This is a genomic window from Actinomyces graevenitzii C83, from assembly GCF_000239695.1.
In the GTDB taxonomy this organism is placed as follows: domain Bacteria; phylum Actinomycetota; class Actinomycetes; order Actinomycetales; family Actinomycetaceae; genus Actinomyces; species Actinomyces graevenitzii.
Map to the genome: position 1 here is coordinate 949,025 of NZ_JH470338.1, position 26,118 is coordinate 975,142.

18 protein-coding genes and 2 pseudogenes are annotated in these 26,118 nt (G+C 57.4%); 8 read left to right on the forward strand and 12 right to left on the reverse strand.

Going from position 1 to position 26,118, the window contains the following annotated elements; all coding sequences use genetic code 11:
- Window positions 1-3: 3 nt before the first annotated feature.
- Genes HMPREF0045_RS10415 through HMPREF0045_RS10680 form a run of 3 tightly spaced genes read right to left on the reverse strand, consistent with a single transcriptional unit; the run spans window position 4 to window position 5,494 of the window.
- On the reverse strand, window positions 4-1,764 hold the full coding sequence (locus tag HMPREF0045_RS10415; RefSeq protein ID WP_005985792.1) for a DUF5719 family protein: 1,761 nt from the start codon (window positions 1,762-1,764) through the stop codon (window positions 4-6).
- Window positions 1,761-5,129: a glycosyltransferase gene (locus tag HMPREF0045_RS04100; protein WP_005985793.1), complete on the reverse strand. Its 3,369-nt coding sequence runs from the start codon at window positions 5,127-5,129 to the stop codon at window positions 1,761-1,763. The genes HMPREF0045_RS10415 and HMPREF0045_RS04100 overlap by 4 nt, the downstream gene beginning before the upstream one ends.
- Window positions 5,126-5,494 (reverse strand): WhiB family transcriptional regulator, encoded by a 369-nt coding sequence (locus HMPREF0045_RS10680; RefSeq protein ID WP_005985795.1) that lies wholly within the window; start codon window positions 5,492-5,494, stop codon window positions 5,126-5,128. Before HMPREF0045_RS10680 ends, HMPREF0045_RS04100 begins: the two co-directional genes overlap by 4 nt.
- 169 nt (window positions 5,495-5,663) lie before the next feature.
- On the opposite strand from HMPREF0045_RS10680, the gene HMPREF0045_RS09565 reads away from it, so the two are divergent.
- Entirely contained in the window at window positions 5,664-6,491 is an 828-nt protein-coding gene (locus tag HMPREF0045_RS09565) for a TIGR03089 family protein (RefSeq protein WP_155813089.1), read from the forward strand.
- 48 nt (window positions 6,492-6,539) lie between these two features.
- Here the strand turns inward: HMPREF0045_RS09565 and HMPREF0045_RS04115 are convergent, their stop codons facing one another.
- From HMPREF0045_RS04115 to manA, 3 genes are all read right to left on the reverse strand, one after another.
- Window positions 6,540-7,466, reverse strand: coding sequence for a hypothetical protein (locus HMPREF0045_RS04115; protein ID WP_005985799.1), 927 nt, complete (start codon window positions 7,464-7,466; stop codon window positions 6,540-6,542).
- Window positions 7,445-7,879 carry a peptidase inhibitor family I36 protein gene (locus HMPREF0045_RS10425; protein ID WP_005985801.1) on the reverse strand — a complete coding sequence of 145 codons (435 nt, stop codon included), beginning with the start codon at window positions 7,877-7,879 and terminating at the stop codon, window positions 7,445-7,447. The genes HMPREF0045_RS04115 and HMPREF0045_RS10425 overlap by 22 nt, the downstream gene beginning before the upstream one ends.
- Window positions 7,880-8,329: 450 nt before the next feature.
- Window positions 8,330-9,547 (reverse strand): mannose-6-phosphate isomerase, class I, encoded by a 1,218-nt coding sequence (gene manA, locus HMPREF0045_RS04120; RefSeq protein WP_005985805.1) that lies wholly within the window; start codon window positions 9,545-9,547, stop codon window positions 8,330-8,332.
- Between the two features lie 224 nt (window positions 9,548-9,771).
- On the opposite strand from manA, the gene rfbA reads away from it, so the two are divergent.
- The 7 genes and pseudogenes from rfbA (at window position 9,772) to HMPREF0045_RS04150 (ending at window position 17,992) form a co-directional block, all read left to right on the forward strand.
- Window positions 9,772-10,641 (forward strand): glucose-1-phosphate thymidylyltransferase RfbA, encoded by an 870-nt coding sequence (gene rfbA / locus HMPREF0045_RS04125; protein WP_005985807.1) that lies wholly within the window; start codon window positions 9,772-9,774, stop codon window positions 10,639-10,641.
- A 280-nt stretch (window positions 10,642-10,921) separates the two neighbouring features.
- The gene (locus tag HMPREF0045_RS04130) at window positions 10,922-12,781 is read left to right on the forward strand and encodes a phosphotransferase (protein WP_005985809.1); all 1,860 of its coding nucleotides are present in this window, start codon (window positions 10,922-10,924) and stop codon (window positions 12,779-12,781) included.
- 40 nt (window positions 12,782-12,821) lie between these two features.
- Complete coding sequence (locus tag HMPREF0045_RS04135; RefSeq protein WP_005985811.1) at window positions 12,822-13,754, forward strand: DMT family transporter; 933 nt, start codon at window positions 12,822-12,824, stop codon at window positions 13,752-13,754.
- Window positions 13,755-13,790: 36 nt separating this feature from the next.
- Window positions 13,791-14,642, forward strand: a pseudogene (locus HMPREF0045_RS11310) (LicD family protein); the annotation flags it as partial.
- A 228-nt stretch (window positions 14,643-14,870) separates the two neighbouring features.
- A pseudogene (locus HMPREF0045_RS11315) lies at window positions 14,871-15,671 on the forward strand (LicD family protein); the annotation flags it as partial.
- Window positions 15,668-16,891 carry a lipopolysaccharide biosynthesis protein gene (locus tag HMPREF0045_RS04145; RefSeq protein ID WP_005985814.1) on the forward strand — a complete coding sequence of 408 codons (1,224 nt, stop codon included), beginning with the start codon at window positions 15,668-15,670 and terminating at the stop codon, window positions 16,889-16,891. The pseudogene HMPREF0045_RS11315 and the gene HMPREF0045_RS04145, both read left to right, overlap by 4 nt.
- Entirely contained in the window at window positions 16,892-17,992 is a 1,101-nt protein-coding gene (locus tag HMPREF0045_RS04150) for a glycosyltransferase family 4 protein (RefSeq protein WP_005985816.1), read from the forward strand.
- Between the two features lie 61 nt (window positions 17,993-18,053).
- Here HMPREF0045_RS04150 and HMPREF0045_RS04155 read toward each other — a convergent pair whose 3' ends face one another.
- The 6 genes from HMPREF0045_RS04155 to HMPREF0045_RS04180 all read right to left on the reverse strand — a co-directional run bounded on the left by HMPREF0045_RS04155 (window position 18,054) and on the right by HMPREF0045_RS04180 (window position 26,065).
- A complete protein-coding gene (locus tag HMPREF0045_RS04155; RefSeq protein ID WP_005985818.1) occupies window positions 18,054-18,434 on the reverse strand; it encodes a DUF2304 domain-containing protein in 381 nt (126 codons plus the stop codon).
- Entirely contained in the window at window positions 18,434-19,156 is a 723-nt protein-coding gene (locus HMPREF0045_RS04160) for a glycosyltransferase family 2 protein (RefSeq protein WP_005985821.1), read from the reverse strand. The genes HMPREF0045_RS04155 and HMPREF0045_RS04160 overlap by 1 nt, the downstream gene beginning before the upstream one ends.
- Before the next feature lie 15 nt (window positions 19,157-19,171).
- Window positions 19,172-20,746: a DUF2142 domain-containing protein gene (locus HMPREF0045_RS04165; RefSeq protein WP_005985823.1), complete on the reverse strand. Its 1,575-nt coding sequence runs from the start codon at window positions 20,744-20,746 to the stop codon at window positions 19,172-19,174.
- 68 nt (window positions 20,747-20,814) lie between these two features.
- Window positions 20,815-22,224, reverse strand: coding sequence for a sugar nucleotide-binding protein (locus HMPREF0045_RS04170; RefSeq protein ID WP_005985825.1), 1,410 nt, complete (start codon window positions 22,222-22,224; stop codon window positions 20,815-20,817).
- Window positions 22,225-22,305: 81 nt separating this feature from the next.
- The gene (locus HMPREF0045_RS04175) at window positions 22,306-24,927 is read right to left on the reverse strand and encodes a DUF6541 family protein (protein WP_231196673.1); all 2,622 of its coding nucleotides are present in this window, start codon (window positions 24,925-24,927) and stop codon (window positions 22,306-22,308) included.
- Between the two features lies 1 nt (window position 24,928).
- Window positions 24,929-26,065 carry a glycosyltransferase family 4 protein gene (locus tag HMPREF0045_RS04180; RefSeq protein WP_005985828.1) on the reverse strand — a complete coding sequence of 379 codons (1,137 nt, stop codon included), beginning with the start codon at window positions 26,063-26,065 and terminating at the stop codon, window positions 24,929-24,931.
- Between the last annotated feature and the right edge of the window lie 53 nt (window positions 26,066-26,118).

Genomic DNA, 26,118 nt, shown 5'->3' on the forward strand with positions numbered 1-26,118 from the left:
GTACTACAGCCGAATACGCCGCTGGGCGGTGGCTTCAGTCACTTCAATTCGGTCAATCACCGAGATCAGTGTGCCCGCCTGATCACCAGAGGTTTCGCGGCTAACCAAGGTGGCTGGAACTGCGCCGCTAACACTAACCGCCTGCACACTTTCAGGAACCTGCGCCACCTGGGTTGACAGCGCCGGCAAGGTCAGCGTGCTGGTCCAGTTAGAGCCGATCGCGCTAAGCGTGACCTGCTTGGGCTGGGCTGAGGGGTTAGTTAGCAGCAGCTGGCTAGTTACGTCTTGGCGCGGCAGCATAGCCACCCCACCTTGGCCAGTTTGGGCCTGAGACCAGGTGAAATCGTGGATGTGCTGGCCTGACAGCTCCGGGTATTCACTACCCTGCGAGGTAGACAGCGCGGCGGCGCTTACCGGCTGGTCAGAGTCAATTTTGACGCCGTAAGTACCCTGAGCTAGCCCGCCTAGCGGCAGGTCAGCCACTTGGCCAGCCTTAACGTTTAGGCCACTGGCGGGCGCGAACTGTACCGGCCCGCTTTTACCCAGCAGGGTTACTTTCACATGCGCGGTTTTGTCCCCGGGGTTAAGCACCCGCAGGCGCGGCTCGTTAAGGGCCCCGCTTAGGTCCAGGCTGTCTGCGCTTGCGCTGGGCGATGGCGTCGCTGCGGCTGTAGTCGCAGTAGCGCTGGGGGTCGCAGTGGCGCTGGGCTTAGCGGTAGCGCTAGGGGTAGCTTTGGCGCTGGGCTTAGCGGTAGCGCTAGGGGTAGCTTTGGCGCTTGCCTTAGCGCTGGGGGTGGCACTTGCTTTAGCAGCGCTGCTAGCTTTTGCACTCGCCTTGGCAGTGGCTTTAGCGCTGGGGGTAGCTGTGGCGCTGGCAGCTGCGCTGGGCGACGGCGTCGCAGCGGCATCAGCAGCAGCTGCCTGGGGGGTGATTTGCGAGGCAGCCTTATCAATACTTAGCGCCCCAATGGTCAGTGAAGTGCCCGCCGAAGCCGTAGAAGTAATAATGTCACTGCCTGCCGCAGATTCGCCGTCGAGCTTTTGTGAGGCTACCCAGGCGGCCACGCGACCACCTTCAGCCTGTACCCGTAAAGCTAGCTGAGGGTCGGCGTCGGCAGAGTTCTCCAAAGCCAACTGGGTGGCTTTACCGGGAGCAATAGACAGCTGGCCGTCGCTAGGCAAGGAAATCTCGCCGCTAGCACCCCAGGCGGTGACCTTAACGTTAACAGTGGTGTTACCCGGGTTGGCCACATACAGCGTCGAGGAGCTACCCACAATAGTGGCTCCACCAACAATCCAGCTGGTCACTGAGCTTTGAACGCAGCCGCCGGCAGTTAAAGAACGCAGGTCTCCACTATCGGAGTAAGCCACCATGGCCCCACCCGCTTTAGTTCGGGAGGCGGATTGATCCAGCTTAATGGTGGCGCCTGAAATGTCGTAGCTAGAGACTACTCCGTCTTTAATGGAGGCCTGGCTACCGCCGGCACGTTTAATGTCGCCAACGCTTAGGGTGTAGCCCACCGGCTGGGTGTAAGCCGGGGCCTGTAGGTTATTTTCGGCGCTAGCAGGGCAAATCAGATCATCACTGGCACTAGTAACCGTAACTGTTTGCTCAATACCAGGCGCGTATTTATATACCGACCAGCCATTAGCTTGCCAGGCCAGCGCTCCCCCACTGCAGGTCAAGGCTAGGGCCCCCACGCTAGAGAGGGCACCTTTCCAGGTCAGACGCTCAGGGCGGGTAAATATTTTGAGCTGCTTCATGACTGCTTCCTAAACGGCACGGCTGCCAACACATAGAGCCCGGCAAAAACCATCAGGGCCAGGCCCAGCGGGGCGCTAGTGCCGTATTTAATTTCAACGCGTCCAGTTTGAGAGGGCAAAACATAGGCTTGACGCCACTTATCCACCTTGGTGGGGGTTAAAGCCTGACCGTTGAAGCTAGCTTTCCAATGGCTAGAGGCACGTTCGTTAAGAATCAGGGTGCGGCTAGCGGAGCTGGCTGGCAGCTGAGCTCCAGAAGTGAGTATGGAGGCAGAAACTGCTTTGACCGTATTATCTGCGCCCTGCGCATGTACCCGCGCCGACAGGTCCGCATGGGAGGGGTTAACGCGCCAAACCATGGCGGTGGGGGTGTCAGCTAGACGCTCCAGGCCCGGGGTAGCATCCAGGGCGCTGGCGGTATCTGCCGCGATCGCGGTGGACTGGCCTTTTTGCAGCAAAATCAGGCTGACACCGTGGCTAGCTAGGCTATCGACAGCCCCTGACTGCTGGCCTTTAAGTAGCGCACCAACACTGTTGAGCAAAGCCAGGTTAGCTTCGTCGTAGCTACGGGCCGCGTTAATGACACTAGCCGGAGCTACATCAGCCAGCTGGACGCCGTCGCCACGCCACAACTGCACCCGCAGCTGATCTGCCTGGCTGGAAAGGTACAAAACCCGCTGCTTAGTGGTTGAATGCTGGGACTCTAAACCAATCGCGTTTAGCTGCGTGGAGCTTTGGCTAACCTCCAGCTGGGGGGCACTTAGCACGCCACCCACGCCGGCAGCCAAAATCGCTAAGGCACTAAAAGCGCTAATAGTGCGGCCAGGGCGAGCCAGGGTGAAACGCTTAGCGCGGCTAAACACGTCGGCGCTTACCAAAGCCCCAGCCAGGCTCAGCGCGAAGGCAAAACTGACCAGGCCAAAGGGGGTCTGCCCAAAGCGGTGGGCAAATACCACCAGCGCCAGGGCGAGCACCCAACCAGTTAGGGTCAGTCGCGCTAAGGCCAGCGCCCGCATTCCGCTAAGCGCCCCGATAACCATCAAAGTCAGCGCCAACAGCACGGTAAAGGCAGCCAGCACCCAGCCAGCTGGGCTCAGATCAGTACCCACCAGCAGTTGGTAGAGGCCGCGACGCGGGCCGTTAAGCTCCCCGGCTTGTCCCCAGGTAAGCGCCAGGGCACTGCCGCGCATACCGCTGCGCAGCAAGGACAAGCTGGCACCAATGGTGGGGATTAATACCACCAGGGTGGGAGCGGCCAGAACCCCTAAACGCACCCACTCTTTGTGATGCCACAGCCCATATAGCAGGGTCATTAGCACTACCACCGGGCCCACTAGCGGGGCCAGGCAGGTAATTAGCGCCCAGGCTAGGGCGGCGCTGGCTAGCGCATGGTAGTTAACGTCCCAGCGTTTGAGCGGGCGGGCCAGGGCCAGGGGCAGGGCTGTTTCGGGGGCCTCAGCTTCAGTGGCGTCCTCATCGTGTTCACGTGAGCCCACGGTTCCGGGTGCCACCGCTTCACGGCGTGCCCAACCCAGGCCACGCAAAGTGGCAGCTAGGGCGAAGGGAAGCAGTAGGTGTACTAGCGCCGAGTTAATACGCCCCTGCATCAGGTAGGTCAGGCTCAGCGGGTTAATCACCCAGGCAGCCGCCGCCCAGGCGCGCAGCGCGATACGCCGAGTTAACGCCCCGGCTGCTACCCAGGCGCCTAGCAGGCTCAGCGGTAGGAAGGCCACCAGCAGCACGTAGTTCAGGTTTGCACTGGTTAGGGCTAGGGGCGCGGTGATTGTGCGCAGCAGTGCAAAAGGAATGAAGGCGGTTACTGGCCAGGTGGCCACGCCGTCGCCGCTGGGCAACCAGTTACTGGTGACTAACTGCCAGCCCTCGTGCACGGAGTAGTCGTAACCAAAGGTGAAGTGGCCTGAAACTGCGCCTGCTAGCGCCACTGAGCGCAGCAGCCAGCCGCCCACTCCTAGCGTTAGCACCAGCAGTAGGCTGAAAACCTGTAGCCGGCGGCGAGCGATGAAGGTCAGTTCGCGGCTTTCGAGTTCGCTGGGGGCCTGTTCACGTTCGCGCTGTTGGCGCACCTGACGCACCTGGTCGCGGTTGACCTGGCGAATTTCGCTGGCCGGCAGGTACAGCTCATTTAGGGCGCGCCTGGGCAGGCGGGCGTTGCGCATAAGCCGGGCGCGCAGCCCGTGCACCACACGCGGGTGGCTTACTAGCCAGTAGGCTGAGGCGATTTCGTCTCGCGCCAGTTGCCCCTGGCCAGCCAGGGCGCGAGCCAAGCCACGGCCTAGACCTAAGGGAAGAATCCACAGCCACACCAAAATCGGTGCGGGCACTGCGCTTACCTGCAGCCAGTTCAGCAGCTGGGCGATGCGGCGCTGACGGAAGGAAAGTTCCGGGTTGGGGGTGGTTGCCACCTTGGTGCGCTCAGTGGTTTCGCTGTCGCCTACCTCGCTGGCACCTGCCGCGCCCGTTGCGTCAGGTGCAGTTTCTGCCCCCTGCGCGTCGTCGACGTCGTCAGGGCTGCCTGCGCTCTCAGCGTCTGTGACGAGCTTGGCGCCGTCGTCTGACGCATCTACAGCGGCGTCGGCATTGGAGCCAAACCCACGCAAGCCTAAATAGCTGGCTTGCCGGTGACGAATCACGGCCTCGGGAACCACAATTACGCGGTAACCAGCCAGGCGCATGACTTTAGACAGTTCCAGGCCGTCACCGAAGGGACCAAAGTGCTCACTAAAGCCACCAAGCTTAATGAAGGGGTGGTAATCCACCAGAACACCGGCGCTACCAACCGCTAGCACGTCAACGCGGTCATCGTATTGGCCCTGGTCAATCTCGCCGGGCACGATCTCATTGGCGCGGCGAGCACTGGCGGTAACGCGCAGCCCCACCTCTAAAAGTTTGCCGGGGTTATCCCAGTCCACCTGTTTGGGCCCAGCCATAGCTACTGAGCGGGCATTGGCGGTGGCGCTTTGTAGATTCTCTAGGCAGTCAACCTGTGGGGCACTGTCGTCATGGAGTAGCCACAGCCAAAGGGGCGTGTTGGTGTTTACGTGGCTGCGGTAGTGTCCGCTTTCAATTAATTCGACGGCGCGCGCTACAGCCTGACCAAAATTCATGGCTTCGGGGGCGTTTATCAGCTCTGTATGGCTTAGCGCGGTTAAACCGGAGGCTTGCACCAGTGCCTGTAAATCTGCGGTAGAGGCACTGGTGGCCTCAACATTAACCACCAGGATCAGCTGCGGAGTGCGGGTTTGTAGCGCCAGCGCAGTTAAAGTCTGGTTCAGATACGGGCTAACACCCGACGTAACCAGGATGGCAATGGTTTGGGTCAGGCTTTTAGTCGTTAGCACACTCATCGATTCTGCTTAATATCACGCCTTTCGCGCTCAGACAAGCCACCCCAGATACCGAAGCGTTCATCATACGCGAGTGCATATTCTAAACATTCGCGTCGCACCTTGCAGGTCTTGCATACGCTCTTAGCGTCGCGAGTGGAGCCGCCTTTTTCGGGGAAGAAAATATCTCCGGGCATGCCCTCGCAAGGTGCGCCTGCCTGCCAGCTTATATCACCCTTTTTGAAAATGGAGGTGAATACGATGGTTGGCTTGCGCGAAGAGTCTGCGCAGTCATCAGTTGACTGGACATCGACGTCACTGTCGGTGGTGTCCTCATCGCTGAGGCCACCACTAGCAATCGGTCCATTCGAGAAGATCTCGTACATAACACGCCCTAACGTTTTGTAATGATGAGCATAGTTGGGGTCAGTTAAAGACACATAGGTCTAGCTGGGACTAGATACCTACGCATCATTGACGTGATCCGCGTGTGGGGGAAAGGGGGGAATCTGGTCTAATTTTGCCATGGTCTCTAGAAGCTTGTCATTTGAACATTTGTTCGATTTGTTACCGAACCTTTATAAACCGGCCATCATCTGGTATGGGGTTGGCGAGCGCATCGAATTGAGTGGACACGTAGTCAATATGTGGTCCTCGAAGGTGGCCGCGCTACTAGATAGTGAGATTGGCACCCCCAGTCTAACCGTTCATATGGCTCTGCCGCCACACTGGCGTTCGATTGTGTGGGCGACTGGAATTTGGCGTGCTGGCAACGTTTTAACGCTAGACAGTGACCAGGAAGCAGAGTTGTCACTGGCTTGCAGCGAGGAAAATTTAAATCCTGGAGCTGAAGTTAGCGTGCTCACTCCCCTGGCTTCTTTGGCACTACGCTGGCCCGGAACACTGCCGCCACTTACTCTCGACGGCGCTGCCGATTTGATGTCTTATCCCGACAGTTTTGCACCAATCGCCTGCGCGCCAGGCGCGCCCGCTTGGCTAAGTAATGGCGAGCTTGAGTCGCGCCAGCAGATTTTGGATCGAGCGGGACTTTATGCCCAAACATTAGCGGACATTAACGATTCACAAAAACCCCAGGAGATAACAGCTTTAACAGCATCAAGCCCAAATCAAGCCACTATCAACCCCGGACAAACAAATAGGACCAGCCAGTCTTTGAGCCTGAACTCCAAGACGACACGCCCGAACAGCGAAGAAAGTTACGCTAACGAGATTACGCCATTAGCGATATCTACTTCGGATACCGGCCAGGCCCTGCTGGCAACCTTGGGGGCTTGGCTAAATGGACGCACCGCCCTACTGCTAGACCCGCAACTACCGGCAGACCAGATGCGCCGCGCCCTAGCCCAAGAAGGCTGCAGTTAGGCACAAACCATAGGGGCGAAAGCTAAGCTTTCGCCCCTATAGCACGCATTATGAAACGTAGTTGCCGTTTTCTTTTAAGAATTCGACCGCCCTAGCCTGAATTTTCTGCGATTTCTGGCGTAATGCAGTCAATTCAGATAAGTGCTTTTGTACATATATATAGCTAGCACTCCATTCGGTTTCATATTGCAATTTGGTGTATCCGCTTTCTGTGCGACACTTGGCATCTTGGGTAGCGACTTTTAACTCATAAGCCGATACAGGGTGCACAAATGGATCCTTGTACTGCACTTCGCCCGAAACCCCATTGAATTTGTCGTATAGCGATTTGGAAGGGATTCCATCAGGGTGCTCTGCTAAATCAGTTATTCCTAATGGTTCCATGCATTTACGCCAACGCTGGGCAGCTTCTTTAAGGCCGTCAGGTTCAGAGTACTGCGCTGAGGAAGGAGAAATTCCCCCATCATGTTCGATCTGCTGTGCAAGTGGCTCTTTAGTGGCCTCTTGCGAGCACTTTTCTTGAGCCCGTTTCCAAGCCTGGGGTTGCTGATCCTGCTTTTTCCAACGATCCAAGCGGGGTTGAATACTGTCTTCGCGCGGAACCGAATAGCCATATTTTGCAGCTATCTTTTCGTTAAATAGCAGCCGCCCACCGCCTGAAGCCACAATTGAGGTTCCTTGCGAGGGACTATAAGGCTCCACTTCGTACGACAAACCCTGTTTATTCATACAAATCTGAATATAGGTTTCAGTAACCGCAACTATCATGCCGTTATTGCTGCCAACATAAGGGTCTGTAGCAAGCGCCCAAGTTTCCTGATTCTTGGTCACTAAACCATCTGGAGAAACAGTGGCAGACACGCTTGGGGCAGATTGCTTAGAACCAATAATTCCACAGCCGCAGCAGTAGATGCATAGGCATAAGCAGAAAAACACGGCAAGTGGGCGCAAAATTACAGCTTTTGCGGTTTGCATGACATCCAGCTTTCTGTATAAGAACGGAAATAAGCGGATTTTGCTTTGTCATTCCAGTAGTACCGGCTTAGGGCTACAGTGTGATTACCCTTTGCTAGCTCCAAATGGGTACCATGTCCGCCAGTTTCTGAAAATAGGCAGGCATTATAGGTAGTCCCAAGATTTATTGTAGAGGATACTTCTTCTCCACCCCAGGTATAGGTACCTTCGAAAAAGAAATTATCCAGGTTTGGAATGTACCACTGAAAGTCTATCTGTCCACCACTATAACCTGCATCTTTATATAGACAAGTATAGCCGGTAGTGCAGCCGTGATCACTTGCTGATGCTGTAGGAACAACAGAAACAGTAAGCACTAAGCCTAGCGTCGCAGCAAATAAAAGTCGCAGACATTTGCTGAACAAGGTGTCCATGATAATTCTCCTATGAACTAGAGGGATGGGGAGGCCCTGTGATTAACATCTTAGTTGTGACGAACGTTCGTCATACAAGAGAATTTTCTAAATGTGATATTTATTATATTATATAACTCAAAGTAGTTATGTTTGTACATAATTTTTTGCACATAACTGCAGGTAGGAGCCACTTTGGTTACAATTACAGCAACACCAATCGAAATTATGACAACCAGAATGACTGCTAACACGAGCATGAAAAATGTTAGCAACTTACTTTAATGTTTATCGCGCTTCTTTAACTGGACCAGATCATATTTGTTACATAGATTGACGGTGGCCTAGTAACAATACAGAGCACCCGTCTACCACATAGGGGGCGAAAGCTAAGCTTTCGCCCCCTTGTTTAAGCGCAGCGTTTAGAGCGCCTTTGCAGTTAGCACAGGACAGCTGACCGCTTTAGCTGGTTTACGGTACGTCAGCCTGGACCAAGGTGCCGTGACCGCTAACGCTAACGGCGCCGTCGTCGGCACGCACAAAAACAGCCTGACCGCGACGCAGCAGCAAACTCTTACCGCCTGCATCAACAGTTAGCTCACCATCAACGTTTAGCAGCGTACGCGGCCCACGTCCGGGCACCTTAACAGAGCCATCTGCCTCACTGACCTTGGTAACTACCAGCTCAAAATCCTCCACCGGCACGTTATAGGCGCGGCAGTGCTCGCTGAGGCACTCTGGGGCCGGACGCATAGGCGGGGCCGCCACATAGTCCACGCAGGCCAGCATCTCGGGGGCATCAACATGCTTGTGAGTCAGGCCCGCACGCAGCACATTGTCACTGGCAGACATGATCTCCACAGCCAAACCAGAAATATATGCGTGCACCGCACCTGCGGGCACAAACAATGCCTCCCCCGGGTGCAAAGTAACCGGGTTTAATAGCAGCGCCGCCGCCACCCCCGGGTCGCCCGGGAAAGCCGCCTGCATAGCCATGATGTAAGTATCAAGGCGAGGAGACGGCGAGGCCCCCGCCGCCGCTCGCGCCGCAACCTCATCCACCAGCTGCTCAACCTGCTCAGCTGTAGGGCGAGTTTGCGGGCTAAGCAGCCAGCTAAAAGCCTTCTTAATCCCAAAACGGGTGGGGTTAGCGTGCAAGAACTCCGCTACCGCGCAAGCCAGCGGCGACTTAAGGCCGTCAACCACCTCAATGGCACGGCGGGGAGTACGGAAACCACTAACCGCCTCATAGCGGGTCAGGGCCAGTACCATTTCCGGCTTGTGGTTGCGGTCCTTGTAATTGCGGTTAGGGGCATCAATGGCAATCCCAGCCGCATCCTCATCATCAAAGCGAATGCGTGCCCGCTCAATATCAGGGTGTACCTGCAACGACAGCGGCTGGTTAGGAGCAATCACCTTAAACAAGTAAGGCAGCTGATCGCCAAAGCGCGCCACAATATCAGCGCCCATCACCCCCACCGGGTCGCTAGCTACCAGCTGGTCCAAGGTGGTAGGCGAGGTGGTTAATGCGCTGCCGTCATCTGCGAGCAGCTGGGTTGGGCCGCCAGCATGGCCGCCAAACCACAACTCCCCGAAGGGTTTACCGTCTGCGGGAACATTCAAAAACTCGGGGATAGCATTTGGGGAGCCCCAGTCATAGTTCTTAACCGCACCACTGAGTCGATCCATCGAATTTGCTTTCATCTGGTGTGTAAGACAGATCTACGCTAGCCGATAAGTCCTAAATTGTCAGTTAAACGTGGCCCGCTGTACCCGTTTTGTGGCGCACACAAGCCTTTAACCAGCATTTTCGCCTTAGCAAGGCCCCTTATGCCCCAACCACTACCCGCATTTAGCAAGCCCACCGGGGCAAATAGGTGCATTTAGAGCGCAAATAAGAAACAATGGGACTTATGCGTGGCATCGTACTAGCCGGTGGTTCCGGCACTCGACTAAACCCCATCACCCTTGGCACCTCAAAGCAGCTGGTGCCCGTCTACGACAAGCCCATGATTTACTACCCGCTGAGCACTCTTATGATTGCCGGCATTAGTGAAATCCTGGTTATCACTACCCCCCACGACGCACCGGCTTTCCACCGTCTACTAGGCGACGGCTCGCAGCTGGGCGTAAACCTGTCCTACACCGTACAAAAAGAACCCAACGGCCTGGCTCAGGCTTTCGTGCTGGGTGCAGACTTCATCGGTAATGAGTCTGCCGCTCTGGTACTGGGTGACAACATCTTCTACGGCCCCGGCATGGGTACGCGCCTGCGCCGCCACACCCAGCCCGACGGCGGCGTGGTCTTTGCCTACCAGGTGGCCAACCCCCGCGATTACGGCGTGGTGGAGTTTGACGCTGATTTCAAGGCTCTGTCCATTGAAGAAAAGCCGGCTAAGCCGCGCTCCAACTGGGCTGTGCCCGGCCTGTACTTCTACGACAATGACGTGGTTTCCATCGCCCGCGACCTCAAGCCCAGCGCTCGCGGCGAATACGAAATCACCGACATTAACCGCACTTACCTTGAACAGGGCCGCCTGCAGGTAGAGCCGCTGCCGCGTGGCACCGCCTGGCTAGACACCGGTACTTTCGACTCCCTGGCTGACGCCACCAGCTTCGTGCGTACCATCCAGGCCCGTCAGGGTCTGAGCGTGGGTTGCCCCGAGGAGATCGCCTGGCGCAACGGCTTTATCGACGACGACGGCCTGCGTCAGCGCGCCGAGCCGCTGGTTAAGTCCGGTTACGGCCAGTACCTACTAGACCTACTAGAGCGCGGCAAGTAAATCAGCGTCCTATTAGCGTCGCACCAGCTAACCGGCTTTAGCTGAAAGCTACTAATGCCGGCTAACGCCACAGCCTTTTAGGCTCCTAGGCCCCGCCAATGGCGGGGCCTATTTAGTGCTCACCCAGGCTTTAACTGCGCTTTAAGCGGGCCCTAAGCGGGCCTAGCACAAGGCAACTTTGTACAGTGTGACACTTTTAGAGCCTAGCCTGTTCACATTTGCTGCCCGTAGTAATATATTCGAACGCGCAAGTTAGTAACGCTACGGTGAACGGATTGTTATGAGTTCCTCCAGCCCCACCACATTATCGCAGCTGCAATTTGAGGTTTTACGAGCCCTGCTGCACGCAGATAAACCCCTCACCCAGCGTGAACTGCACCAGCTCACCGATATCTCCCTGGGCAGCGTCAACTCCACCGTGCGCCAATGCGAAGCCGCCGGTTACATCAGCGAGCGCGCCCTAACTGAATCCGGTCGCCAAGCCCTAGCCCCCTACAAGGTGGATAACGCCATCATTATGGCGGCGGGCCTATCCCAGCGTTTTGCCCCTATCTCCTATGAGCGCCCCAAGGGCACCTTACGCGTGCGCGGCCAGGCCCTAATCGACCGCCAAATTGAGCAGCTGCGCGAGGCTGGCATTGACGACATCACGGTAGTGGTGGGCTACAAGAAAGAGCATTTCTTCTACCTGGCCGCCAAGTACGGGGTCAAAATCGTGGTCAACTCTGACTACGCCACCCGCAACAATAACGGCTCACTGTGGCTGGTGCGTGAGCAGCTAGCTAACACCTACATTTGCTCCTCGGATGACTACTTCACGGTCAATCCTTTCGAAGACTATGTTTACCAGGCCTACTACTCGGCCCAGTACGCTCAGGGCCCCACGGCTGAATGGTGCATTACTACCGGCGCTGGTGGACGTATTACTGGCGTTAGCGTAGGCGGCGCCAACGCCTGGTACATGCTTGGCCATGTCTACTTTGACCGGGCTTTTTCAGCTACTTTCCGCCGTATTTTGGAAAGTGTCTACCACCTGCCTGAAACTGCCCCCAAGCTGTGGGAGTCAATCTACCTAGACCACATTCGTGAACTGAATATGGTTATGCGTCCCTACCCGGAGGGGGTAATTAACGAGTTTGATTCAGTCGATGAGATTCGCTCCTTTGACCCGATGTTCCTGGAGAATCTCGACTCTGATATTTTCACCAACATCACCTCCACACTGGGCTGCCAGGTTGATGAGATCACCGATTTTTACCCGCTTAAGCAGGGCATCACTAACCTGTCTTGCCACTTTAGGGTGGGCGATCAGGAGTACGTCTACCGCCACCCGGGTGCGGGCACGGACAAGATCGTGGATCGCGCCGCTGAGTTTGAGGCCCTAAATTTGGCCCGCGACCTGGGCATTGACCACACCTTCATCACCGGCGACACGGTTAAGGGCTGGAAGATTTCACGTTTCATTCCCGACGCCGCCAACCTAGACGTTAACGATCCGGCCCAGCTCACCCGGGCTATGGATATGGCCCGCACGCTGCACAGCAGTGACATGCGCCTGTCGCGCCACTTTGACTTTGTCACCGAGGGCCTAAAGTATGAGGCGATTTTGCGCCAGTTTGGGCCGATTGATGTGCCCGACTATCAGGTGATGCGCGACAAGATCATGCGTCTAAAGCGTTTCACTGAGGCCGATGGCTACCAGTTGGTGCCCAGCCACAATGACTTCTTCCCGCTCAACTTCCTGGTTTCTAACGACGCCTCTAACAATGAAATCGATCTAATCGACTGGGAGTATGCGGGCATGTCAGACCCGGCTGCCGATTTTGGGACCATGGTGGTTTGCGCCAGCTTGAGCCGTGCCCAGTCCGACGCCGCCTTGGCCGCCTATCTTGAGGCTGAACCCACCGCCGCTCAGCAGCGTCACTTCTACGCCTACGTAGTTTTCGCTGGTTGGTGCTGGTACGTGTGGTCTTTGGTTAAGGAGGCTGAAGGCGACGACGTGGGCCAGTGGCTCTACATCTACTACCAGGCCGCCAGCGACAACATTGACTGGGTACTAGCCGCCTATGAGCAGGCCGCCCAAGCCGAGACCGCTAGTGACGTCGTCGCCACGGCGTACCAAACCAGCGTGAACCGCTAAAACCAGCGCAAATAATTACGCAAATAATTAGGAGTAAACCATGCGTTACGGAATTGGTTCAGGAGCCCTGTGGGGCCTAGACACCGTCATTTTAGCTATCGCGCTGGCGCTTAACCCCTTCGCCACCGACGCCCACGCCTCCCTAGTCTCAGCGGCTTTACACGACGCTATTTGCGCCCTGATCCTGCTGATCTTTATGGCCATGCGCGGGCGCCTAAAGGACACTTGGCGGGCAGTGCACACGCGCAGTGGCCGCGCCGTTATGGTGGCCGCGCTGCTGGGCGGGCCTATCGGTATGAGCGGTTACCTGCTGGCTATTGACCAGATCGGCGCCGGTTACACCGCCATCATCTCCACCTTCTACCCGGCTTTGGGCACGGCCCTGGCAGTGCTAGTGCTTAAAGAGCGGATGCGTCCGCGTCAGGTAATCGCCCTGGCCGTAGCTATTGGGGCCATTATTGCCACCAGCTACACCTCCACCAGTGTTTCTGGCTCAGCGCTTTGGGGTGTGCTCGGCGCCCTGGCGGCAGTGGTCGGCTGGGGCTGTGAAGCCGTGATTTTGGCTTGGGGTATGCGCGACGACGCCGTCGACAATGAGACGGCCCTGCAGATCCGCGAAACCACCTCGGGGCTAACCTACCTGGTGCTAGTGGTGCCGTTAGGTGGCGCTTTAAGCAGCACCGGGCAGGCTTTAACCAGCCCCGGCGCGATGGGACTGGTAGCTTTGGCCGCCGCCGCCGGCACCGCCTCCTACCTGTTCTATTACAAGGCCATTGACCTGCTGGGGGCCGCGCGGGCCATGGCGCTTAACATTTCCTACTCGGCTTGGGCAGTGCTGTTTGCCTTCCTTTTGCAGTCGATCGTGCCTGCGCCTATCCAAATCGTGCTGTGTGTAGTGATTTTGGTTGGCACCGTACTGGCGGCTACCGAAAACTGGCGTGAGCTGACTTCTTTCAAGCGTCAAAGCCGCTAGAATCGCTGTATCGCCCACCTGCAAGTTAGGAAACCTATGAGCGACCAGCAGCTCCTAGACAATATTCACGCCCTGCTGAAAGAAATTTTGGCGGAGTTTGACCGTGTATGCACCAAGCTGGATATTCCTTACGCCGTCTATGGAGGCACCGCCATTGGCGCGGTGCGTCACCAGGGCTTTATCCCTTGGGACGACGACGTAGACGTGCTTATGCGGCGCAGTGACTATGAACGCTTCTTAAGCCTGGCCCCCCAGGTTATAGATGAACGCTTTGCGCTACACAACACGCGCACAGTAGTTAACTTCCCGTTCATGTTCACCAAGATGGTGCTTAAAGACACCCTGCTGATTCCTGACTTCGCGGTGGACAGCGACTACCGGATGCCTTTCTTTATCGATGTGCTGCCGGTAGACAATATTCCGGCCGATCCGGTTGCCTTTAAGCGCATGTCTAGGGCCTCTTGGCTGTGGGGGCGGCTACTGTTCCTGCACGGCACTGCCAAGCCTTTCCTGCCCGGCATTAGCGGCACTAAAAAACAGCTCATTTACACCGCCACCACCGGCGCTAACTGGGCTCTTAAAGCCGCTAAGCTCTCGCCGCAAACCTTGCAGCGGCGTTGGGAAAAAGCTGTACGGGCCTGGGAGCACACCCCCACCACGCGCATGGCTGACTTCACTATGCGCGACCCGGAAAACTGGATTATCACTAACTCTGAGCTGCTGCCTACCGTGCGGGTGCCCTTTGAGGACATCACCGTGCAGCTGCCGGCCCAGTATGATGCCTGGCTGCGACGCGGCTACGGCGACTATATGCAATTGCCCCCGCCCGAGGCGCGTATCGGTCACATCCCACGCATCGTGGATTTTGGCCCCTACACGGATCTACTGCCTTACCCGCAGGTAACCGGTATTGGTTTAGAGGCCTCCCCTGGTGCGGCTACCAGCCCCGCAGCTAACGGGCAAGGTAGGCGCAAAGCCGGCGCCGACGTCGGCACTGGGGCCGCTGTCAGCAGCGCTATTGACCCAGATGAGGGCCTGGACCTAGCCAGTTTGCGCCAGGTACAGCTAGCCACCACCTATGTTCTAGGTGAGCTTGACCGGGTATGCAACCAGCTGGGGCTAAACTACGCGGCCTACGGGGGCACTGCCATTGGCGCGGTACGTCACCAGGGCTTTATCCCTTGGGACGACGACGCCGACGTGTGCATGGTGCGCGCCGACTACGAAAAGCTACTGGCCCAAGCCCCGGCCCTACTGGGTGAGGACTTTGAGCTACTCAGCCACCACAGCCACGCCAACTACCCTGGCACTGTGGCCGTACTTGGGCTTAAAGGCACCAAGTTCATCTCGCAGGCAGCTGCCGGGCGTGACTTTGAGATGCCAATCGGTGTGGACATTTTCCCGCTTGATGCACGCCCAGCCAACCAGCGGGCTTTTAAAGCCCAATGCGCCCGCACCTGGGTGTGGTCGCGGGCCCTGTACCTGCGCGGTAGTGCCACCGCCTCCACCGGTTTAAGCGGCGGCGTGGATAAGGCCGTGCAACTAGCTATGCGCACAGTACACACGGGCCTGAAAACTGCCCGTCTAAGCCAAGCCAAGCTCATTAAGCACTGGGAACGCGCTGCCCGCAGCTACGAAAAACAGGCCGGGGCCAAGACGTGGCTGGCAGATTTCTCCACCCGCAACCCCCAGCAGTGGTCGCTGCCGGCAGCAGAGCTTAAAAACACGGTTGAGCTGCCTTTTGAGCACCTGACCATTAAACTGCCGGCTAACTATGACACTTGGCTTAAGCGCGGTTTTGGTGACTATATGACTCCTCCCCCGCCCCAGCAGCGCGTAGGTCACCGTCCCTACCGGCTAGAGTTTGGCGGCTGGCACTTTAACGAAGACGGTAGCCACAGCCGGGATCCCCAGTGAGCGCTTCGCAGCTTAGCCGCGACTATTTTTGGAACACCGCCTCCAGCCTGATCAGCTCATTTTCTATTGTGATCATGCTGGCGGTGGTCACCCATAGCGCCGGTGTGGCCGCAGGTGGGGTGTTCTCACTGGCTATCGCTATTGGTCAACAATGGCAGACCCTGGGCATGTATGAGGTGCGTACCTTCCACGTCACCGATGTGCGTCGCGAGTTTGATTTCCCTATCTACCTGGCCACACGCATACTCACTGTGGCCGCCATGATCGCCGGTATTGTGGTCTACTCGCTGTTTTCTGGCGGGCTGAGCACCAGCGTAGGGCTGGTTATTGCGATCGCTTTGCTGCGTGTTTTTGACGCCTACGAGGATGTTTTTTACAGCGAGTTTCAGCGTGAAGGGCGCCTAGATTTAGGGGCGCGCGCCTCATTTTGGCGTATTTTCACCACCATGGCGGTTTTCTGCCTGCTGGTGGTGCTAACCGATTCACTGTTTATCGCTTCCCTAGTTTCCCTGGTGGTATCAGTGGTGGCGCTAGTGGTGGCCTTCTACCCCGGCGCACGCGCCAGTTTTGGTATCACCCCCAGCTGGAATTGGGCGGCTATTAAGCGTCTCTTGATTGAATGCGCTCCCCTGTTTTTGGCGTCATTTACAGCTATGTACCTGTCTAACGCCCCGCGTTATGGCATCAAGTACTTCATGGATTTCACCGCCCAGGGCTACTTCGCGATCATCTACATGCCGGCGGTGGCTATCAATATGCTTTCTCTGCTGGTGTTTAGGCCGCTACTGACCCGCATGGCCACCTACTGGGTGGAAAATAATTGGAGTGGTTTTAGCGCTATTGTGCGCCGGGGTCTACTGGCCACAGTGGGGGCTTTCGCCATAGTGGCTTTAGCTACAGTAACTATTGGCGTGCCTATCTTGAATCTTTTCTTTGGCCAGGACATTTCAGGTTACCGCCTGGAATTGGTGGTACTGGTAGGGGGCGGGGCCCTGAACGCCGCCGCTGTAATTTTGTATTACGCGCTTACCACCATGCGCCTGCAGCGGGCTGTATTCTGGGGTTACGCTGCCGCCGCTGTGGTCATTACCGTACTAGTGGTAGTAGCTATCCCACCATTAGGGTTACTAGGTGCCTCATTAGCCTACCTAGGCGCAATGGCCACCACCGTAATCTGTTTTTGGCTCACTATGCAGCTGCGTCGCCCTAAGGAGAAGTAAATGCGTTTCGCAATGGTGTTGAACACCTACCCGCCGCGTTTGGGTGGCGTAGAGATGCACGCATTCAACCTGGCTGATCAGCTCACCCAACTGGGCCATAAGGTGTGGGTGCTGACTTTGGACTCTGAGCGCTCTATCCGCCAGGACGGTAAAGTGCAGGTGCTTACCGGTATCGGTCATCTGCCTATCGCAGAAGTAATCAGCTACCCCGCCCTGGGCAGTACCAACGCTATCAGCCGCTTCCTTAAAGCCAAGCAGATCGATGTGGTTTCCACCCACACTCGCTTTTTCCCGATGAGTTTTGTGGGGGCCCGCGCCGCGCAAAAAGCAGGTCTTCCCTATATTCACACCGAGCACGGCTCCAACTTTGTTAACAACTCCAACCCGATTATTGCTATCGGTTCGCGGGTTGTGGACCTGAGTTTAGGCCGCTACGTAACCACCCACGCCGCCCAGGTTTTGGGGGTTTCTGAGGCTGCCGCTGATTTTGCTGGTCGCCTAGGTGCTAAAGATCCACAGGTGTTCTACAACGCCATCAACCTGCCTGAAACCTCCTATGCTGGCCCGCAGCGCCCCAATCACCTGGTGTTTATTGGCCGCATGGTGGAGGGTAAAGGTTGGGAAACCTACCTGCGTTGCTTGGCTCAGCTGCGCGACGCAGGCCAGCAGCTAACTGGGCAGATGCTCGGTGATGGCGCTCAGCTGCAGGCGGCCCGTGACTTGGCGGCTAAGCTCAAGCTCGACGACGTCGTCGACATCCCCGGACGCGTCAGCCCCGCCCAAGTGCGCCAAGCCATTGCGGGAGCTACCCTAGTGAACCCCACAGTCTTGTCTGAGGGCTTCCAAACCACCTTGCTGGAGGCAATCGCTGAAGGTGGACGGGTAGTTACCTTCCCCGTTCCTGGGGCACAACTGCTTGAGGCCCAGGGGGCGCCGGTAAACATCACTAGCGCCCGCACGGTTGACTCCCTTAACAAAGCTGTCACCGCTATGCTGCGTGCCCCTAAGGCTCCCGCTAGCCGTGAGCTGCTTGAGCAGTGGAGTTGGCCGGTGCGCGCACGCCAGTATCAGCAGATCGCCGCCCGGGTACTGGCTAACTGAGCTTGCTCTGATGCGCTAACTAGCGGAGTGCCTGCTCTAACTAGCGGGGCTGGTTTGCCGGCTAGCTGAGTGGCTTAGGTGGGCGCTGGTCACGTTCTTGTTTTAGCTGCTCTACCTCTTGGCGTAGCAGGGCAATTTCTTCAGCTAGACGCCGGCGTTCTTCGTCGTCGTGAGATAAATCAACACTTAAGCGCAGCGATAGCAGCAGTAGCACCACCCCGGCACCAAAAAATGCCAGGTTCATGGAGGAGAGCACCCCCAGGGCCCGCGACAAGCCGTTTAGCAGGTTGGGGAACACTGAAAACAGCACTGAACCAACCGCAATAACAATCCACCAGGTGGAGTAGCGTTCCTTCATACCGTAGTTACGCAGGCGAATAAATACCGTCACAAACACAATGACGCCAAAAACAACGCCTAACCAGTAGCTTGACTGATGCATTATGCCTCCTCAGCGCTAGCCTTGGTTTGGGTTAGGGCCACACCCAAGGCCAAAATAGCGCGCAGCAAGAACTTGGCGGCTGCCAGGGGGTTCTGGGAGGGTTCTCCCCCGGCGCGTGGACGCATCTGTACCGGCACCTGGGTGACTTTTAGGCCTGAGCGAGCCGCAATAACCAGGGCTTCTACTGTGTCGCCTAGATATTCCGCCGGGTAGTTAGCTGCAAACAGTTTAATTGCGCGTTTATCGCAGAGTTTAAAGCCACTAGTGGTATCAGTAAGGCGGGTGTGAGTTACTCGTGAAAGCACCACTGAAAGCAGCTTCATGGCCCAGGCACGCGGGCCGCGTACCTTGTAGTTACCCTTGCCAGCAAAGCGAGCCCCAATCACCACATTGGCGCCGCTTTGGGTAGCTGCCTGTAGCAGCTGGGGAATATCAGCGGGGTTATGTTGGCCGTCGGCGTCAAGCTGCAGGGCATAGTCATAGCCGTGGCGGTGAGCGTACAGGTAGCCGGCGCGCATAGCTCCGCCCACCCCCAGGTTGTAGGGCAGTTCTAGCACTTTAGCGCCATGGTCGCGGGCCACTTGGGCGGTGGCATCAGTGGAGCCGTCAGAGACCACCAACACCTGAGCGTCAGGGTAGAAACCGGTAAGCTCTTCAAGCACTGAGCCAATAACCTCAGCCTCATTCCAGGCCGGGATAATAATCAGCAAAGAGTTAAGCACTGATTTCCTTAAATTTTAGGCTGATGCGTTGGTGGCTTCAGAGTCGACGCCGACCTCAGTAGCGACGTCGGCAGCAGGCTTAGGGGCGCCGGCGGCTATAGCAGCGACGCTTGGGGCCGCTAACTCAGCGGGCGCACTAATAGCTCCGGGCCCAAACAGCAGCCAGATAACAATTCCTGAGGTTAGCGCGAAAGCCAGAGCCCCCACCATCCAGGTACTCATGGGGGTCAGCAAAGCATCTTGCCACCACCAGCGCACATCAAAGTTGAGGTTTAAGAAGTGGCGTCCCCCCACCAGGCCGTGGGTGTAGCGGAAAATCAGTTTGTGCATGAACACCGCGTTGACGGCCACCATGCCAGCCCAGTACAGCGCCGCCTGTGAACGGGTCAGCAGCGGGCGTTTAATACCCAGGAACAACCAGGGCAGCAGCCAGGCAAACAGTAGCGGCTGAGCGTAGCGCGGCTGGTAGGCAAACATGTTGGGGAAAGCCGGCGGGGTAGCTACCAGCACCGAAATACCGACCATAGCTCCCAGGGTAATAATTGCCCCCATAGCCTTGCGCCAACCAATACGCTCAGCGCCCAGCATGACAATGAAGCCCACCAGCAAAATGGCGATCATGCCCGAGTAGCCGTCAGAAGGAATATCCTTCCAGCCGGCCCCAGCCCACAGACCCCAAAAACCGGAGAAGAACTTAGCTAGGTGGGTTACGTTAAGTTCTATAGCTTCAAGCTTCTGCTGCGGGGAAACTGCCTCAGCGTGCCCCTCAGCGATAGTGGCAGAGCCTGAGGATAACATCAGATACACGCCAATTACGCTGGCCAAGGTGGCCACAGCCAGCTGTACCTTGTGAGTGCGCCACTTAGCGCAGGCAACGCAGATAGCTAGCGCCACCACAAAGATATGGAAAGAGGCATCCGCCCGCGAGGTGTAGCACAGCAGCGCCCCCACGCAAGCCAAAGCCAGCAGGTACCAGCGCCGTCGTCCACTGGCATAAAGGGAGGCCAGCAACCCCGCGCTAAAGCCGGCCACGCCCGTAACGGACCAGCTAGAGGGGTTATTAGAAGTTATGAAATAGATGCCAATTGGCATCCAGGCCGCCCCCATTGCCAGCAGGTAAGCCCCGCGTAGCTTAGGCGGCGCCAGCAGGCCAATTGACCCCAGCAAAGCCAGCGCTATAACCATATTGGCGGTGCGTGAAGCTATAACCAGGCCCTGCACCCCCAGGGGCTTAAACATGTGGTGGAAATGGTAGTAGCCGTAAGGGTAGTTACCGTCGTCGTAACGCAGCGAGTAGCTAATACGCTTATCGGAGTAGCGGTTACACATAGCCTGCGAAATATCGACATGGAAAGAAGAGCAGGTAGCACCGGGTAAAGCCTCGGGCACACCCACCCGCAGCTGGCCCTGCACTACCTTAGTAGCGCAGCTTTCAGTAACCGGGCGCGGACACCACATGGACACCAAGTGGTAGTCGTCGTCAGGGCTAGAGCCAGGCGCAGAGGCCACAACCCAGCTAAAGCCACTGACTAAAGCGAAGCAAAAAGCCAGCACCACCAATGCTGCTCGGGGTACACGCGGTAGCTTCACGAGGCTGCACCTTTCATATATAAACTTAACCCTGGACCTAAATTAACAGGTCCAGGGTTAGTTAATGCTTAGGAACGCAGGGTTTGCACGTATGTTTCTAGCAACTGCATGGAATCAGAAGGCTTAAAGCCAATGGCCTCAATCTTGCTCAGATCCATGGTGGATACCAGCGGGCGGGGAGCTACCTGCTTACCAGCAAAGTACTCGGCGGTGCTGATGGGAGTTACGTCAGCGGGATCATGACCGGTTAGCTCATAAACACGCTTAGCTACCTGCGCCCAAGACACTACTTCGCCGCCACCGGTGAGGTTGTAGGTGCCGTAGGGGGCCTGCTGACCCAGCAGGTAGATAATGCCGCTGGCCAGATCACTGGTGAAGGTTAGGCGCCCCACCTGGTCATCAACCACGGACGGCTTAACGCCGCGCTCAGCTAGGCCAGCCATAGTGCGGATGAAGTTCTTGCCGTCACCCACCACCCAGCTGGTGCGTACCAGGTAGTGCTTGGGAGCGGCGCTGACGGCGGCGTCACCACCAGCCTTGGACTGGGCGTATACACCTAGCGGGCTGGGCGGCTCAGTTTCAGTGTGAGCCTGGGCGGTGCCGTCAAAAACATACTCGGTGGAGATGTGCACCAGGGTGAAGCCGTGCTTGGCGGCGGCGCGGGCCAGGTTAGCCGGGCCAGTGGCGTTAGCCTTCCAAGCCAGCGGGCGGCCCTGGGCAGTTTCGGCGCCATCCACGTCAGTCCAGGCGGCGGCGTTGATCACCACGTCGTAGGCGGAGAAATCAAAAGCCTCCATGGCCTCAGTGTCAGAAATGTCTACCTCAGGTAGATCCACCCCCGTGACCTGGTAGCCGGCCTGGGGTAGCTGACGCATCAGCTCGCGGCCCAGCTGACCGTGGGCGCCGGTTACCAGCGCACGCTTGACTGCCGGCGGGAAGGGGGTCACTGCTTCTAGGCGCGGGTGAGCCAGGTCTTTGTCAGACAGGATGGCTTTATCCAGGCTGATGGGCCAGTCAATAGCCACAGTTTCATCAGCTAGGTTCAAGAAAGTGTATTCGGCATCCGGCGACCAGTGGTCGTTGACCAGGTAAGTGTAGGCCGTGTTGGGCTCTAGGGTCTGGTAGGAGTTACCCACCCCGCGCGGCACATAGACGGCCACACCCGGCTCAATGATGGTGGTGTAGACCTGGCCGAAGCTAGGACCTTCACGCAAATCCACCCAGGCACCAAAAACCTTACCGGTGGCTACCGAAACGTACTTGTCCCAGGGCTCGGCGTGAATACCGCGGGTAACACCCACCTCATCGTTAAATGAGATGTTGTTTTGCACCGGGCCAAAATCGGGCAGACCCAGCGCCACCATCTTTTCACGCTGCCAGTTTTCCTTGAACCAACCGCGGTTGTCTCCATGGACAGGCAAAGTCAGGCGTAGGAATCCGGGGATAGGAGTAGATTCAACGGTTAACTGATCGGGCATTACTTTTCCGTTCTCAAACTGACGCGGCCTAATAATAGGTTAGCCGCTACCGTGACTTTATGCTTTAAAAAGCTAGAAATATTACACATAGAAGCGCTCGAAGATAACCCCCAGCCCCGCTAAGTTCAGCGCCATGACTGCGGCGAAAACCGCTAAGGCCACGGCTGGCACTAGTTTATCTAGCCACGCGCCACGCACTGGACGCCAGGGATTATTTTGTAGGCTTTGCACTGCTGCCTGGGTTAACAGGGCAGGCAGAGCGTATAGCCCTGCCACGGCAGGCAGGATATAGCGGCCTTGGAGCAGGTCGTCGTGTCCAGCCATGATGGAGTAGATAAAGCCCAGCAGGTTAATAGCTACCAGGTAGCCTACGGTTAACGCCAGGCACCACCAAATCCAGGTGGCGGTTTGGTTGCGTATAGCTCCCAGCTGTCGGCCTGCGTGCTTTTTGGCGACGACGGCGCCCTCCTCTGAGCTCTGAGCAGTGTCCGTAGCCGCAACGTCACCACTTACCCCAGCAGCGTCGTCGGCCTTTACCGCCAGGGGACGCAAGCGGTTAAGCACCAGCCGCACACAGCGCTGGGCCACCCAGAGCAAGCAGACAAGCACAAACAACGTCATAATTTGAGCCAGCCAGTTATAGATACGTGTTGGGTAGAACACATCCAGCCAGCCAAAGTTACCGAAGAACTGCTTAATCCAGCGGGCTTTAAACAGGGCGTAGTCATCTGCGCTCTGGTCATTCCAGAACAGCTGCCACTGCTCCCACAAGCTACGCTGACGCACAGCCCCCATAGCTAGGCCTCCCCCGGCGTTTACCAGGTTCACCTGTGGGCGCGGGGCGGCAATCACTGAACCAAAACCCACTATGACGCGATAGATAGGCCACCAGATATACACGGCAATGAACCCGCCGCCGCTAAGCAAGCCGCCTTTAAGAGCTAGCTTGAAGCTACGAGCACGCACCGCCACCACAATGAGCGCCAAAGCCACCATGGCCGCAATCAAAATGCCTTGCGGTTTAGCCATAGCAATACCGGTAGCCACACCTGCACCAGCTAGCCAACGCAGGGGGCGCTGCGCATTTAGGGCACGGGTAGCTAAAGCCAGGGCCCAGATACTGGCGCTAATCACCAAAATGTCGTTGTTAATAATGGCGCTTTGGTGGGCCATCATCGGGTGAGCTAGCGCCGACAAAGACACGAGCGTGGCCACCAAAGCCCGGCGCGGGAACAGCTGGCGGGCAAAGTAAGCCATGCCCAGTGCCCCCACTACCGCTAAAGCCACCGATAGTAGGCGCACATCGTAGTACTGGCTTAGACCCGTGTGCGGTGAAAGCTTATAAACCAGCGCCCCGGCCAGGTAATAGCCGGGCGGGTACTGGGTTACTTGCGGCCGTACCAGCGCCCGCTCAGGCAGCTGATTCAGCTGGCTATTTAGCGAGGAAATCTGGCTGTAGTCAAAACGGTCTGTGCCCCAGGCATAAAACAGGTTGGAGGCTTCATAGACGTGTACTAGCTGCGGAGAGTAGTTAGCTTTCCCCTGAGTTAGGCCACTGTCAGGGCCATTGTGGGTAGCTAAATACTGGATGTAGGACACATGCTGGTACTCGTCCATCCCGTTGAAGATAGGGATAACTGCCGCCCACACTAGCGCCTGGAACAGGGTAAAAGCCCCCACCAGCGCCACAGTCCACCGCGAGCGCCGCACCGCTAGGACGGCGGCTGCCACGGCGCTGACCGCTGTGGCCGCAAACCAAATCACTAACGCGGGGGTGCTGACCCACCAGGGTCCTAGCGCTTGGGAGCGTTGCAGGCCGCGCTGTAAAGTGCCCCACCAGCCGGCGTCTGAATAGATAGGTAGTAGGCCGGTGGTGGTGATTTCTCCGGTGCCGCGTAGGTTTTCTTCGCGCCCGGCTAGTTCTTGGTTGTTGAGAGTGGCCCCGCCGGCTTTAAGTACCTGTTCACCGGTTTTGACCTGGTAGTTGGGCTGGTTGTCTACGTGGCGTTTGCGTTTTTCGTTGGGGCGGTCGGGGTCTGTAGCTGAGACCGGGTTGTAGTAGCGGGTGACTACCACGGTGGGTTTGTCAGCTTTAACGCTGAGCGACACTTGGTAGGTTTTGCCTTTGGAGTTGGCGATGGGTTTAAAACCCATAATTTTGGTGCCTGACTCATTAACCATGGCTTGAGCGCATGGCAAGCTTTGACTGGCTACTTGCGTGGTGGTCGGGCTGGGGGTGGCTGCGGAGTTTTGGCTAGCCGCGTTTTGGCTAGCCGTGCTTGGGGCAGCGACGTTTGGGGCCGACGCCGCCGCCTGCGCTTGGACGTTACCTTGCGCTTGGGTGCTGCCTTGCGCTTGGGATTTACTCGGCGGGGGCAGCAAAGCTTGGGTGCCGGGGAGAGGGTGGACTTCACTCAGGCGCAGCTCTAGGCGGCAGCTAGAGTCCATAATGCCCAGTTTGAACTGGCCTTGTAGGCCGTCTAAACCGTTTTCGGCGGCAGTAAAGCGCTGTTGAATGGTGTCACCGTTTTTGACTGACACAAAACCACCCGAAAGCGAGTCACGCAGTAACTGTTGCTTATCGGATAGGTGCCCGCCTTTGACGGGAATAATTAGCACCGCTGCCGCGAAAGCTGCCGCCAGCGCTGCTACTACCGCCAAGGCGGTTAGAAAAGCAGTGTTTTGTCGCAGTTTTGCCAGCATTTTAGGATTTAGCTGCAGCGGCATACTCATAGGCCTTAATGTGTTCTACCGCCGCGCGCTGCCAGGTAAATTCGCTGGCGCGCTTTTGGGCGGCTACCCCTAGCTGCTGGCGTAGCGTGGCGTCAGCGCTAAGTGAGCTTAGAGCCTCGGCGATAGAGTCGACGTCGGGCTCACAGTAAGCTACGGCGTCGCCACCCACCTCAGGCAAAGACAGCTCCCGGGTGGTTAGCACGGCCGCGCCGCAAGCCATGGCTTCTAGCACCGGTAGGCCAAAGCCTTCGCCCACACTGGGGTAGGCCAAAACTTGGCAGCCGGAGAGGAAACCGGGTAGATCCTCTAGCGGCAGGTAGCCCGGGCGCAGCACGCGCATGTGGCTGGGCACGCCCGCTAGGGCCGGCTCGATTTCTTCATCCCAGCCTTTACCGCCCGCTAGCACCAGGGCCGGCGGGTTGGGCTGTTGACTAAAGGCTTGCACCCAGGCGCGTACCAGTGCGGGCACATTCTTGCGCGGCTCTAGTGTGCCCAGGAAACCAATGTAGGGCTGGCCGGCTAGGCCTAGGGAGGCGGCTACGCGCTCGCGTTCAGCATCTGAGACCGGGTAGAAACGCTTGGTGTCTACCCCGTGGTAGGCCACGAAGTAGTTTTCGGGGCTACCCCCGGCGTATTTGATGGATTCGTCGCGGGTGGCAATGGAGGGCACAATCAGCGCGTCGGCGTGGTTGGAGGCGCGGGTGATGGCGGCGGTGAAGTACCGCTGCTTTAGCGGCGAGTGGGCCTGGGGGTGGGAGAAGAACGTGGCGTCATGCAAGGTTACGGCCACGCCCACATTGGGTAGCGCCATGCGCGTGGGGTAGGAGTAGTGGGGGCAGTGCAGTACATCTGGGCGCCATTTACGTACCAGGGCCGGTAGGCCGGTCTGTTCCCAAGCCATGCGCACTGGGCGGCGTTCAAGCAGGTGTGGCACGGTGATGATGTGAGCACGCGGGGCGCGGGCGGCGAAATGCTCGGCGTCGCGGCTTTGCACCGCCAAAGCCAAGTTAACGCCTTGGGATACCAAACATGGCACCAAATCATCTACATAACGTCCCACGCCGCCCAAATTTGCAGGGATGGCCGTGGCATCTAGCAGCACCTTCATGTCACTAGCATAAAGGTAAAGGCCTGGGCGGTAGTCTTGGCACATGCGATTGT